Here is an 11,720-nt window from a genome sequence, read left to right as displayed (position 1 = left end):
CCAGCGGCAGCGCTCATAAGACGCGGGGGCAGGGGGATCGCCGGCAGTGGAGACGGGGACAGCGCAAGCGCCGCGCGCGGCGGCCTTCTTCGACGTCGACGGCACCCTGTGCGCCACCCGCAGCACCACCAGCCTGGTCTGGTTGCGGGCGCGGCAGCACGGCGCCTGGCGCCACCGCCTGTGGCTCGCCAGCCTGATCTGGGGCGCGCCGGTGGTCTGGCTCGCCGACAAGCTCAGCCGCAACCTCGCCGACCGCCTGGTCTACCGCCAGTTCGCCGGCCTCTCCGAACGGGTGCTGCGACGCGACGCCCAGAGCTGCTGCCGCGAGCTGCTGCTTCCGGCCTGCTTTCCGCCGGCGCTGGCGGAGATCGCCGCGCACAAGGCCGCCGGGCGCCGCATCGTGCTGGTGACCGGCGGAGTCGAGCACGTGCTGGCGCCGTTCGCCGAGGCGCTCGGCGCCGAGCTCATCGCCCAGCGGCTGCTGGCGGCCGGCGATCGGCTGACCGGCGGCTACCAGGGCTACGCCTTGCTGGCGGCGGCGCCCGGCGGCCGTAGCCAGGCCGAGAACAAGGCCGAGGCCGTGCGCCGCTACGCGGACCAGTCCCGGCTCGATCTCGCCGCCTGCTACGCCTACGGCGACAGCGTCAACGACGCCGGCATGCTGGCTGCGGTGGGCTTCCCGGTCGCGGTCAATCCCGACCCCGCCCTTCGGCGGATCGCCGACCGCAGCGGCTGGCTGATCCAGCAATGGGCGCGATCACCCCGCTGAGCCGCACAGCCGCCGAAATCCGTATCGAACCTTTATGCCGGAGGGCGCTAGCTTCCGGCCATCGACCTCAACGTCAGGAGCTTGGCCATGTCCGGCGAAGCCTTGGGTTTCCAAAGCGCCCCGCGCCTCGCGCCGGCCGCCCTTCGCAAACCGAAAACCAGCGCCGGCGTGCTGGGCGCCTATGCCGCCGCCCTCGGGCTCGTGGCGGTCGCGAGCCTGATCGGCTTCCTGGTCCAGCACCTGATCGCCAGCCCGGATGTGACGCTGGTGTTCGTGTTGCCGGTGGTGATCGCGGCGACCACCTTCGGCTTCGGCCCCGCGCTGGCCGCCGCCGTGTCGGGCGTGCTGGCCTTCGACTTTTTCTTCACCGCGCCGTTCTTTTCGTTCCGCATCCACAGCGCCGACGACCTGTGGGCCGCCGCCCTGCTGCTGGTGATCGCGGCGATCGTCAGCACCCTCGCGGCCGAGGCGCGCGGGCGGGCGCTGGAGGCGCGACGCGAGGCGGGACGCGCCGGCGCGCTGCATGACCTGGCGCATCTCGTCGTGCAGTCGGCGCCCGCCGCGGAGGTGGCGCGATCCAGCGCCGAGGCGCTGGCGAAGATCTTTCAGGCCCCCGCCGCGGTGCTGATCGCCGACGGCGGCATGTTGAAGCCGGCGGCGCTCACCGAAGGCGCCAGCCTGTCGCCGGCCGACCTGGAGGCCGCCAATTGGACGCTGGCCAGCCAGACACCATCGCACGGCGACAACTACCCGTTCGCGGCGTCGACCTTCGACTTTTGGCCGATCCGCCGCGACGACTCGCCGGACCTGGTGCTCGGCGTGCGCTGCGGCGACACGGATGCCCGGCCCGAGCATCCCGCGAAGTATGTCGAGCTGGCGGGCGCCTATCTTGCCGCCAGCCTCACGGCTCCGGCTCATCGGCGATGAAGCGGTAGCCGACGCCCGGCTCGGTCAGGATCATCTTCGGCTCCGACGGCGCCTCTTCGATCTTCTGCCGCAGCTGGCCGATGAACACCCGCAGGTACTGGGTGTCGGCGACGTGCGCCGGCCCCCACACCGAGGTCAGCAGCTCGCGGTGCTGCAGCACCTTGCCGGCGCTCTGCGCCAGCTTGGCGAGCAGGTCGTACTCCCGGGGCGAGAGGTGCACCGGCTCGCCGCCGCGGGTGACCAGACGGCGCGGGAAGTCGATCGTCAGACGCCCGGCCTTGACGATCTCCGGCGGCGGCTTTCCCGAGTGGGAGCGCTGGCGCAGCGCCGCGCGCAGCCGCGCCAGCAGTTCGCCGACGCCGAACGGCTTTTCGACATAGTCGTTCGCGCCGAGGTCGAGGCCCTCGATCTTCTCGGTCTCGCGATCGCGCGCCGAGAGGATGAGGATCGGCTCCTGGTAGAACTCGCGGGCGCGGGTCAGCACCTGTTTGCCGTCCATGTCCGGCAGGCCGAGGTCGAGCACGACCGCCGCCGGGGCCGCACGGGCGATCTCGCGCAGCCCTTCGGCGCCGGTCTCGGCCCGCAGCGGCTCGAACCCGGCCGCCTCCAGCGCCGCGCGGAGGAAGCGATGAATCTGCGGCTCGTCGTCGATCACCAGGATCTTGGGGCGAAGGCTCACGCGGCGACCTCGATCTGGCGCGGCGACTTCGGCAGGCTGATCAGCACGCGCGTGCCGTGATCCCCATGGATCGGGCTGGCCGCCGCGATCCGTCCCCCCATCGCCTCGACGAAGCCCTTGGAGATCGACAGGCCGAGGCCTGCGCCCTTGCTGCGGTCGCTGGGCTCCTCCATCCGATGGAACTTCTCGAACACCCGGGCGAGCTCGGCGGTCGGGATCCCCTTGCCCTCGTCTTCGATGCTGATCACCACGTTCGACCGGTCCTCATAGGCCGCCAGCTCGATGACGGTGTCGTCCGGGCTGTAGGCGATGGCGTTTTCCAGGATGTTGACCACGGCCTGCTCCAGCAGGTTCGGGTCCAGCCGCGCCAGCGACAGCTCGCTCGGGAAGTCGCGCTCGATGCGGCGCTTGTCCAGCCGGCGGGCGACGCGCTCGGCGGCCGCCATCAGCACGTCGCGGACGTCGACCCAGTCGGTGCGCATGTTCAGCCGGCCGCCTTCCAGGCGGGTCATGTCGAGCAGATTGCCGACATAGCGGTTCAGCCGCTCGGCCTCCTCGCGGATCGAGACCAGCAGGTCTTCGCGCACGTCCGGCGACAGCGCGCCGCCATAGTCGATCAGGGTGGTGGCCGACCCCAGTACGGTCGAGAGCGGCGTCCGCAGGTCGTGGCTGACCGAGTTCAGCAGCGCCGCGCGCAGCTGGTCGGTGCGGCGCAGGGCCTCGGCGTCCGCCGCGACGGCCGCCAGTTCGGCCCGCTCCAGCGCCACCGCGCCCTGGTCCAGCAGCGCCGCGACGAAACGCTCGCCGTCCTCCGTGGCCACCGCCGCCGGATCGACGCCGACCACGCCCGATCGCGCCTGCACGCCCTGCAGCGGGCGGAAGGTCCAGCCGACCATCGGCATGGTGCCGGTGCCGGCCCCGGCCGGCTCGCCCCGCTCCCAGCACCAGCGCGCCGCCGCCATGTCGCCGGCCGACAGCATGTCGAGCTCCGGCGAGGCGGCCATGATCTTCAGGTCGCCGTCGAGCGGCCCCAGCACCACGGCCCGGCCGCCGGTCGCCGCGGCGAGTTGTTCGGTCAGCGCCGTTGCCGCGTCCCCGGCCTTGGCTGCGCCCGACAGCCGGCGGGTCGCGGACAGCACCGCCGCGATCCCCGAGGCCCGCCGCGAGGTCGCCCGCGCCTGGTCGCGCACCCGGCCGGTCAGCCAGCCGGTCGCCAGCGCGACGGCGAAGAAGACGGCGAAGGTCAGGACGTCGGCGGCGTGGCCGATGAACAGCGTCAGCCGCGGCTCGAGGAAGAAGAAGTTGTAGACGAAGGCCGCGGCGGCAGCGGCGGTCACCGCCGGCCAGAGGCCGGACGCCAGGCCCGACACGAGCACGCTCAGCATGAACACCATCGCGAGGTTGGCGCTCTCCGAGTAGAGGTCGAACAGATAGGCGCCGCCGGCCGCCAAGACGACGCTCGCCAGCGCCCCGAGGTGCCCGGCCCAGGGGATGTCGCGCAGCGTCGGTCGCGGGCGTCGTTCCGGCGGGCTGGCCTCCGTCGCCTCGGTGATCACGTGCACCGCCGCGCCGGTGGTCTCCTCCAGCAGCGCATGGACCAGGTTGCGCGCAAACGGATGCCGTCGGCGGGTCTTGCCGGCGACGATCTGGGTGACGTTGTTGCGCCGGGCGTAGTCGAGGACGCAGCCGACCAGGTCGTCGCCGGTCAGGGTCACCGCCGCGCCGCCCAGCTGGCTGGCGAGCTTCATCGCGTCGCGCAGCTGCTGCGCGCCGAACGCGGTCGGATCGCGCGCGTTCGGCCGCTCGACGTGGGCCACGGTCCAGGGCGCGTCCATCATCATGTCGGACAGCCGCCGCCCCGCCCGCACCAGCGGGCTGGCCATGGCGTCGGAGGCGACCAGCACCAGGATCCGCTCGCCGGCCGCCCAGGGCCCCTCGACGCCGGCGCGCCGCATGGCCCCGATCAGCTGGTCGTCGACTGTCTGGGCCGCGCGCCGCAGCGCCAGTTCACGCAGCGCGGTGAGGTTCTCGACCTTGAAGAAGCGCGTCGCCGCGACCTCGGCGGTCTCGCCCAGGTAGACCTTCCCCTCGGCCATGCGCTCCCGCAGCTCGGCGGGGGTGATGTCGATCAGCTCGATCTCGTCGGCGCGCGACAGCGCCAGGTCCGGGACCGTCTCGCGCTGGCGGGCGCCGGTGATCTTCCAGATCACCTCCAACAGGCTCTCGATGTGCTGGACGTTGAGCGTGGTCCAGACGTCGACGCCGGCGGCGAGCAGTTCCTCGACGTCCTGCCAGCGCTTGGGATGGCGCGACCCGGGGGCGTTGGAATGGGCGTATTCGTCGACCAGCAGCAGCTGGGGCTTGCGCTGCAGCGCCGCATCCAGGTCGAATTCCAACAGCGTCCGCTCGCGGTACTCGATCGGCTTGCGCGGCAGCACGTCGAGCCCGCGCAGCAGCGCCTGGGTCTCCTTGCGGCCGTGGGTCTCGACCACGCCGACGACGACGTCGCCGCCCTCCGCCTTTCGGCGGCGAGCGGCGCGCAGCATCTCGTAGGTCTTGCCGACCCCGGGGGCCATCCCGAGGAAGACCTTCAGGCGGCCCTGGCCCGGATGGGTCGCGGCGAGCAGCGCGTCCGGGTCGGGTCTGCGGGGCTCGTCCTGGGTCATCTCGAGGAAGGCTGAGGCGAACCGAAGGCGGAGTCGAGCGCCAGGTTGGCCTCCAGCACGTTGACGGTCGGCTGGCCGAGGATCCCGAGCGCCGGCGGCGTGACGTGCGCATCGAGGAGCCGTTCGACTTGGGCCAGGGGGACGCCGCGCGCGGCGGCGATGCGGGCGGCCTGCATCCGGGCGTTCGCCGGGCTGACGTGCGGATCCAGGCCGGAGCCGGAGGCGGTCACCGCGTCGGCCGGGATCGGCGCGCCGCCGGCCCGCAGCGGCTCGGCGGTTCCCTTCACCCGATCGATCAGCGTCGGGTTCAGCGGGCCGAGGTTGGAGCCGGACGAGGCCGAGGCGTCGTAGCCGTCCGCGCCGGCCGCCGAGGGGCGGGGATGCAGGTACTGCGGGGCGCTGAAGCTCTGCGCGATCAGCCGCGAGCCGATCACCGTGCCAGAGCGGTCGCGGATCAGGCTGCCGCCGGCCTGGGCCGGGAAGGCGAGCTGGGCGACCCCGGTGACCAGCAGCGGATAAGCCACCCCGAGCAGCAGGGTGAAGAAGAGCGTCGCGACGATCGCGGCGCGGGCCTGGGCCAGCATCGAAGTGCTCCGTGGAGAATGGGTCGCGGCGGCGGGTTGGGGCGAGGTGTCGAGGAGCATCAGGCGAGCCCCAGGCCGGCGACTGCGAGGTCGATGAGCTTGATGCCGACGAATGGCGCGAGGATCCCGCCCAGCCCGTAGACCAGCAGGTTGCGCTGCAGCAGCCGCGCGGCGCCGATCGCCCGGTAGCGAACCCCGCGCAGCGCCAGCGGGATCAGCATGACGATAATCAGGGCGTTGAAGATCACCGCCGAGAGGATCGCGCTCTGTGGGCTGGTCAGCCCCATGACGTTGAGCGCGCCCAGCGCCGGCAGGCCGGCGACGAAGATCGCCGGAATGATGGCGAAGTACTTCGCCACGTCGTTGGCGATCGAGAAGGTGGTCAACGCGCCGCGAGTAATCAGCATCTGTTTGCCGACCTCGACGATCTCGATGAGCTTGGTCGGGTCGCTGTCCAGGTCGACCATGTTGCCCGCTTCGCGCGCCGCCTGGGCGCCGGTCTGCATGGCGACGCCGACGTCCGACTGGGCGAGCGCCGGGGCGTCATTGGCCCCGTCGCCGCACATCGCGACCAACCGGCCCTTGGCCTGTTCGGTGCGGATCAGGCGCAGCTTGTCCTCGGGCGTGGCCTCCGCGAGGAAGTCGTCGACCCCGGCCTCCGAGGCGATGGCGGCGGCGGTGATCGGGTTGTCGCCGGTGATCATCACCGTGCGCAGCCCCATGCGGCGCAGGTCGGCGAACCGCTCCTTCACCCCTGGCTTCACTACGTCCTTCAGGTGGATCACGCCGACCAGAACGCCGTCCTCGCTGACCGCCAGCGGCGTGCCGCCGGAGCGGGCGATCCGGTCCACCGCCGCGGTCAGTTCCTCGGGCATGTCCGCACCGGTGAGGTTCAGGCTGCGCAGCACGGCATCCACCGCCCCCTTGCGCCACGAGCGGCCGTCGGCGTTGAGGCCGGACTGCCGGGTGGTCGCCGAGAACGGGATGATCTCCGCCCCGGCCGGGGCCACGGCGGCCTGGCCATGGTTGTGCGCCAGCTCGACGATCGAGCGGCCTTCCGGGGTCTCGTCGCCCAGCGAGGCCATCAGCGCCGCGGCCATCGCCCGCTCGGCGCGCACGCCAGGGGCGGCGATGACCTCGGTGGCCATGCGGTTGCCGAAGGTGATGGTGCCGGTCTTGTCGAGCAGCAGGGTGTCGACGTCGCCGGCCGCCTCCACCGCCCGGCCGGAGGTCGCCAGCACGTTGACCTTCAAGAGCCGGTCCATGCCGGCGATGCCGATCGCCGACAGCAGGCCGCCGATGGTGGTCGGGATCAGGCAGACGAACAGCGCGCCCAGCACCAGCGGCGGCAGCTGCACCCCCGAATAGGCGCCAAGGCCCAGCAGCGTCACGACCGCGATCAGGAAGATCAGCGTCAGGCCGGCCAGCAGCACCGCCAGCGCGATCTCGTTGGGGGTCTTCCGGCGATCGGCGCCTTCGACCATGGCGATCATCCGGTCGAGGAAGGTGTTCCCGGGCTCCGAGGTGATGCGCACCTTGAGCCAGTCGGAGACCACGGTCGTGCCGCCGGTGACGGCCGAGCGGTCGCCGCCGCTCTCGCGGATCACCGGCGCGGACTCGCCGGTGATCGCCGCCTCGTTGACCGAGGCGACGCCCTCGATGATCTCGCCGTCCGCCGGGATCACGTCGCCGGCCTCGACGAGGACGATCTGGCCGACCGCCAGCTGGTGGGCCGGCGTCAGCGCGATGGTGCCCTTCACCGGATCGGCGACCAGCTTGGCCTTCGTGGTGACGCGGGTGGCGCGCAGGCTGTCGGCGGCGGCCTTGCCGCGGCCTTCGGCGACGCTCTCGGCGAAGTTGGCGAACAGCACCGTCGCCCAGAGCCAGAGGGCGACCTGCAGGGCGAAGCCCCAGGCGCCGCCCTGGACCACCAGGAGGAGGGTGGAGACGGTGACGAGGATGGCGACCACCTCGGTCGCCAGGATCACCGGATTGCCGAGCAGCTTGCGCGGATCGAGCTTGAGGACGGCGTCCCGCGCGGCGCGCGCCACGATCGGCGCGGAGAAGCTGTCGGCGAGCACGTTCGCCTGGCGCCGCGAGGCGCCGAGGGGATGGGTGAGGGTGTCCATTCTTGGATTTCCGATCAGGTCAGCGCGCCGCGACCGCCTGGAGCACCTGGAAGTGCTCCACGATCGGGCCGAGCGCGAGCGCCGGGAAGAATTGCAGGCCGCCCATGATCAGGATCACCCCGATCAAGAGGCCGATGAACAGCGGGCCGTCGGTCGGGAAGGTGCCCGAGGTCGAGGCGAGCTTGGGCTTGGCGGCCAGCGAGCCGGCGATCGCCAGCACCGGCACGACGTAGGCGAAGCGGCCGAGCAGCATGGCCAGGCCGAGCGTGGTGTTCCACCACGGGCTGTTGGCGGTCAGGCCGGCGAAGGCCGAGCCGTTGTTCCCGGTCGCCGAGGAGTAGGCGTAGAGGATTTCCGACAGCCCGTGCGGGCCCGGATTGGCCAGGCCCTTCAGCGCCATCGGCAGCACGGCGGCGACCGCGGCGAAGCCGAGGATCGACAGCGGCAGGATCAGCACCGCCAGCATGGCGTACTTGATCTCGCGCGCCTCGACCTTCTTGCCGAGGTACTCGGGCGTGCGCCCGACCATCAGGCCGGCGACGAAGACGGCGATCAGCGCCAGCACCAGCATGCCGTAGAGGCCGGAGCCCCCGCCGCCGGGCAGGATCTCGCCGAGCTGGATCATGAACATCGCCACCCCGCCGCCAAGCGGCATCAGGCTGCCGTGCATGCCGTTGACGCCGCCGTCGGAGGCCCCGGTGGTCGCCGCGGCCCAGACCGCGGTCGAGGGCGCGCCGAAGCGGACCTCCTTGCCTTCCATGTTCACGCCGGGGTCGGCGCCGGCGGCGACCTGGGCCGGCGGGGCCTGGGTTTCGGCGGCGTAGATCGCGGCCGAGGCCCCGAGCACGAACAGCGCCATCACCGTCACCAGCGCGCGGGCTTCCTTGCGCGCCATGACGATGCGCCCGAAGGCCACCACGCAGGCGTAGCTCAGCACGTTCATCGAGACGATCTCGATGAGGTTGGTCCAGGCGTTGGGGTTCTCGAACGGATGGGCGGAATTGGCGTTGAACACGCCGCCGCCATTGGTGCCGAGCTGCTTGATCGCTTCCTGGCTGGCGGTCGGATAGAGGGCGATGGTCTGCCGGCCGCCTTCGACGGTGTGGGCGGTGACGTTGGCCAGCAGGCTCTGCGGCTCGCCGAGCGCCACATAGGTGAGCGCGATGATGATCGCGCCCGGCAGCAGGACGTAGAGGCTGATCCGGGTCAGATCGACCCAGAAGTTGCCGAGCCCCTCGCCACGGTTGGCGGCGAAGGCCCGCGCCATCGCCGCGGCGACGGCCATCCCGGCGGCGGCCGAGAGGAAGTTCTGCGAGGTCAGCCCGGTCATCTGCGCGAAGGTCGAGACGGTCGCCTCAGGCGCATAGGACTGCCAGTTGGTGTTGGTCACGAAGCTGACGGCGGTGTTGAAGGCCAGGTGCGGGCTGAGGCCGGCGAACCCCTGCGGGTTCAGCGGCAGCAGGTTCTGGAACCGCAGGATCAGGTACAGGCCGACGAAGCTGGCCATCGAGAAGGCCAACAGACTGGCCGCGTAACCGACCCAGCCCTGGCTCCGCTCGGCGCGCACGCCGCAGCCGGCGTAGACCAGCCGCTCGACCGGCCTGAAGACCGGATCCAACCAGGTGCGTTCGCCCTGCCAGACCCGCGCGATGTAGGCGCCCAGCGGCCATGCAAGCACGACCGCGACGCCGACGGTGAAGGCGATCTCCGCCCAGCCCGCGCCGTTCATCAGAACCGCTCCGGACGCAGCAGGGCGGCGATCATGTAGCCGCCGATGACGAGGGCGCCCGCGCCCCAGATGATGAGTTCGAGCATTAGAGGCGCCTCAGGGCGGTCGCGTAGGCGCCGAACAGCGCCAGCGCGCCGACGCCGAGCAAGAGGAAGACGAGGTCGAGCAAGGTCTGCTCCTAGGTCTAGGGAGCCTCGGACCTATCGCGCGGCGACATCAGGGTTCCATTCGGAAGCCGGGCCGCTCGCATAAGGGAGTCATCAAGGTCGCGCGTCTTCGCGGCCGCGCCGGTGGGGGCGGGCCGTCGGGCGTGCGCGGCGCGCGGCTTCAACCTTGGCCGATTGGCGCGGCTCAGCCGCCCCTCAAAGACCCGAGCGCGAGGTCAGGAAGTCGATGACCTCGCCGACACCCTGCTGCCGGGTGAGGTCGGTGAAGACGTAGGGCCGGCCGTCGCGAGCGCGGGCGGCGTCGCGGTCCATCACCGCAAGGTCGGCGCCGACGTGGGGCGCGAGATCGGTCTTGTTGATGATCAGCAGGTCCGAGCGGGTGATCGCCGGGCCGCCCTTGCGGGGGATCTTCTCGCCCTGGCAGACGGAGACGACGTAGAGCGTCAGGTCCGCCAGGTCCGGCGAGAAGGTGGCCGCCAGGTTGTCGCCGCCGCTCTCGATGAAGATCAGGTCCAGGTCGGGGATGCGCCGGTTCATCTCGGCGATGGCCGCCAGATTCAGCGAGGCGTCCTCGCGGATCGCCGTATGCGGACAGCCGCCGGTCTCGACGCCGAGGATCCGCTCCTCCGGCAGGGCCTGCAGCCGGTTGAGGATCAACGCGTCCTCCTGGGTGTAGATGTCGTTGGTGACGACGGCGAGGCTCCAGCGATCGCGCATCGCCTTGCAGAGCTTCTCCACCAGGGTGGTCTTGCCGGCGCCGACCGGGCCGCCGACGCCCACCCGCAGGGGACCGTTTCGCGAGCTCATGAGATGAACAGCCTCCCGGGCAGGGTCTCGTGCCGCATGGCGGCGATGTCAGACAGGATGGCGCAGGCGCCGAGGTCGTCGAGCTCGGCCGTCGCGGCGCGGGCGGCGGTCTGGGCCAGGAACGGCTCGAGCTTCGCCATCACCGCGACGCCGGCGACATGGCCGAGCGGCACGGCGCGGATCGCCACGCTGACCAGGTTGGCGGCGAAGGCGTGAAGGAAGGCGGCCAGCGCCGGCGCGAGCGGGATGGCGGCGGCGGCGCAGGCCCAGCCGGCGACGACGGGGTAGGGGGCCAGATCGGCGCTGACCGCCCCCTCAGTCGGCTTCGCCGACAGCTCCCCCGCTAAAGCGGTGGAGCATCTTCGGCCCAGATCCTCCACCGCAACGCGGGGGAGGTGGATCGGCGCGGAGCGCCGAGACGGAGGGGGCGTTTCGCCGAGCCACGGCCCAACCGCCGTCAGGAACGCAGTCCCGAGCTGCAACGTCTCGCGGCGGCGCTCCAAGGACGGCGCGAACGCCGCGGCCAGCTCCGCCAGCTCGGCGAGCTCATCGCCCGACGCGGCCCAGGCCAGCTTGAACAGCACCGCGTCGGTCCAGCCCGAACCCACCTCCAGCAGGCCGGCGATCCAGCCGGCCAGGCTGTCGGCGTCGTCGACCCGGCGGTCGCGGATCGCGGTCTCCAGGCCGTGCGAGAAGCCGAACGCGCCGACCGGGAAGGCCGGCGAGAACCAGGTCATCAGCCGCAGCAGGACGGCCGCGTCGTCGCCGGTCCGGGACGGCGCGCTAATGGTCGTGGCCATGTCCGTGGACGTGATAGGCGCCCGCCTCGGGATCGAAGACCGCCATGACCTCGGCGACGACCGCCCCCTGATGCTCGAGCATGTGGGCGATGACGTGATCGCGGCGGATCAGGATGTGGTCGGCGCGGATGGCGGCGGCCAGGTGGCGGTTGCCGAGGTGCCAGGCCAGCCGCAGCAGGTCCGGCGTGGTGGCCGCGCGGATCTCCAGCAGCGGCTCGGCCAGCGCGGCGACCTCGACGATCGCGCCCTCGGTCGATCGCAGGCCGTCGCCGTTCTTCAGGTGCGTGGCTTCGGGCAGGTCGAGCAGGTATTGGCCGCCGGCGGCGCCGGTCAGCACCACCCGACGGCGGTGCCGGCCGTCGTAGTCCAGGACCACGCGATCGGCCGGCGCGCCGGTCCAGGATCCGGCCGGCAGCACTTCGGTCAGCCGGGCCATGTCGATGGTGGTGCTCAACGGAGTCTC

The 11,720-nt window shown here is 71.8% G+C and carries 11 protein-coding genes; 2 read left to right on the top strand and 9 right to left on the bottom strand.

Annotated features, from left to right (window positions below; all coding sequences use genetic code 11):
* Positions 1-46 precede the first annotated feature (46 nt).
* Complete coding sequence (locus ACSQ14_RS18690; protein ID WP_436015708.1) at positions 47-769, top strand: HAD family hydrolase; 723 nt, start codon at positions 47-49, stop codon at positions 767-769.
* 87 nt (positions 770-856) lie between these two features.
* Positions 857-1,696 carry a DUF4118 domain-containing protein gene (locus tag ACSQ14_RS18685; protein ID WP_436015706.1) on the top strand — a complete coding sequence of 280 codons (840 nt, stop codon included), beginning with the start codon at positions 857-859 and terminating at the stop codon, positions 1,694-1,696.
* Here ACSQ14_RS18685 and ACSQ14_RS18680 read toward each other — a convergent pair.
* The 9 genes from ACSQ14_RS18680 to ACSQ14_RS18640 all read right to left on the bottom strand — a co-directional run bounded on the left by ACSQ14_RS18680 (position 1,671) and on the right by ACSQ14_RS18640 (position 11,711).
* Positions 1,671-2,375 carry a winged helix-turn-helix domain-containing protein gene (locus tag ACSQ14_RS18680; protein WP_436015704.1) on the bottom strand — a complete coding sequence of 235 codons (705 nt, stop codon included), beginning with the start codon at positions 2,373-2,375 and terminating at the stop codon, positions 1,671-1,673. The genes ACSQ14_RS18685 and ACSQ14_RS18680 overlap by 26 nt on opposite strands.
* Positions 2,372-5,041 carry a DUF4118 domain-containing protein gene (locus ACSQ14_RS18675; protein ID WP_436015702.1) on the bottom strand — a complete coding sequence of 890 codons (2,670 nt, stop codon included), beginning with the start codon at positions 5,039-5,041 and terminating at the stop codon, positions 2,372-2,374. Before ACSQ14_RS18675 ends, ACSQ14_RS18680 begins: the two co-directional genes overlap by 4 nt.
* Positions 5,038-5,625, bottom strand: a complete 588-nt coding sequence (kdpC, locus tag ACSQ14_RS18670) for a potassium-transporting ATPase subunit KdpC (RefSeq protein ID WP_436015700.1) — start codon at positions 5,623-5,625, stop codon at positions 5,038-5,040. Before kdpC ends, ACSQ14_RS18675 begins: the two co-directional genes overlap by 4 nt.
* 59 nt (positions 5,626-5,684) lie before the next feature.
* Positions 5,685-7,754, bottom strand: a complete 2,070-nt coding sequence (gene kdpB / locus ACSQ14_RS18665; protein ID WP_436015698.1) for a potassium-transporting ATPase subunit KdpB — start codon at positions 7,752-7,754, stop codon at positions 5,685-5,687.
* 19 nt (positions 7,755-7,773) lie between these two features.
* Positions 7,774-9,483, bottom strand: a complete 1,710-nt coding sequence (gene kdpA, locus ACSQ14_RS18660) for a potassium-transporting ATPase subunit KdpA (protein ID WP_436015696.1) — start codon at positions 9,481-9,483, stop codon at positions 7,774-7,776.
* Entirely contained in the window at positions 9,483-9,569 is an 87-nt protein-coding gene (locus tag ACSQ14_RS18655; protein ID WP_436017582.1) for a potassium-transporting ATPase subunit F, read from the bottom strand. The genes kdpA and ACSQ14_RS18655 overlap by 1 nt, the downstream gene beginning before the upstream one ends.
* 276 nt (positions 9,570-9,845) lie before the next feature.
* On the bottom strand, positions 9,846-10,457 hold the full coding sequence (gene ureG, locus ACSQ14_RS18650; protein WP_436015694.1) for an urease accessory protein UreG: 612 nt from the start codon (positions 10,455-10,457) through the stop codon (positions 9,846-9,848).
* A complete protein-coding gene (locus tag ACSQ14_RS18645) occupies positions 10,454-11,257 on the bottom strand; it encodes an urease accessory protein UreF (RefSeq protein WP_436015692.1) in 804 nt (267 codons plus the stop codon). The genes ureG and ACSQ14_RS18645 overlap by 4 nt, the downstream gene beginning before the upstream one ends.
* Positions 11,241-11,711, bottom strand: coding sequence for an urease accessory protein UreE (locus tag ACSQ14_RS18640; protein WP_436015690.1), 471 nt, complete (start codon positions 11,709-11,711; stop codon positions 11,241-11,243). Before ACSQ14_RS18640 ends, ACSQ14_RS18645 begins: the two co-directional genes overlap by 17 nt.
* Between the last annotated feature and the right edge of the window lie 9 nt (positions 11,712-11,720).

This window comes from Phenylobacterium sp. LjRoot219 (assembly GCF_964252995.1).
In the GTDB taxonomy this organism is placed as follows: domain Bacteria; phylum Pseudomonadota; class Alphaproteobacteria; order Caulobacterales; family Caulobacteraceae; genus Phenylobacterium.
Note: the sequence above shows the minus strand (reverse complement) of the source record. Positions and strands in the feature narration are given on the sequence as shown.

What these genes read in the sequence shown, in the direction of transcription:
- ACSQ14_RS18685 (WP_436015706.1), top strand. Translation starts at nt 857, where the DNA reads ATGTCCGGCGAAGCCTTGGGTTTCCAAAGCGCCCCGCGCCTCGCGCCG.
- ACSQ14_RS18675 (WP_436015702.1), bottom strand. Translation starts at nt 5,041, where the DNA reads ATGACCCAGGACGAGCCCCGCAGACCCGACCCGGACGCGCTGCTCGCC.
- kdpC (WP_436015700.1), bottom strand. Translation starts at nt 5,625, where the DNA reads ATGCTGGCCCAGGCCCGCGCCGCGATCGTCGCGACGCTCTTCTTCACC.
- kdpB (WP_436015698.1), bottom strand. Translation starts at nt 7,754, where the DNA reads ATGGACACCCTCACCCATCCCCTCGGCGCCTCGCGGCGCCAGGCGAAC.
- kdpA (WP_436015696.1), bottom strand. Translation starts at nt 9,483, where the DNA reads ATGAACGGCGCGGGCTGGGCGGAGATCGCCTTCACCGTCGGCGTCGCG.
- ACSQ14_RS18655 (WP_436017582.1), bottom strand. Translation starts at nt 9,569, where the DNA reads ATGCTCGAACTCATCATCTGGGGCGCGGGCGCCCTCGTCATCGGCGGC.
- ureG (WP_436015694.1), bottom strand. Translation starts at nt 10,457, where the DNA reads ATGAGCTCGCGAAACGGTCCCCTGCGGGTGGGCGTCGGCGGCCCGGTC.
- ACSQ14_RS18645 (WP_436015692.1), bottom strand. Translation starts at nt 11,257, where the DNA reads ATGGCCACGACCATTAGCGCGCCGTCCCGGACCGGCGACGACGCGGCC.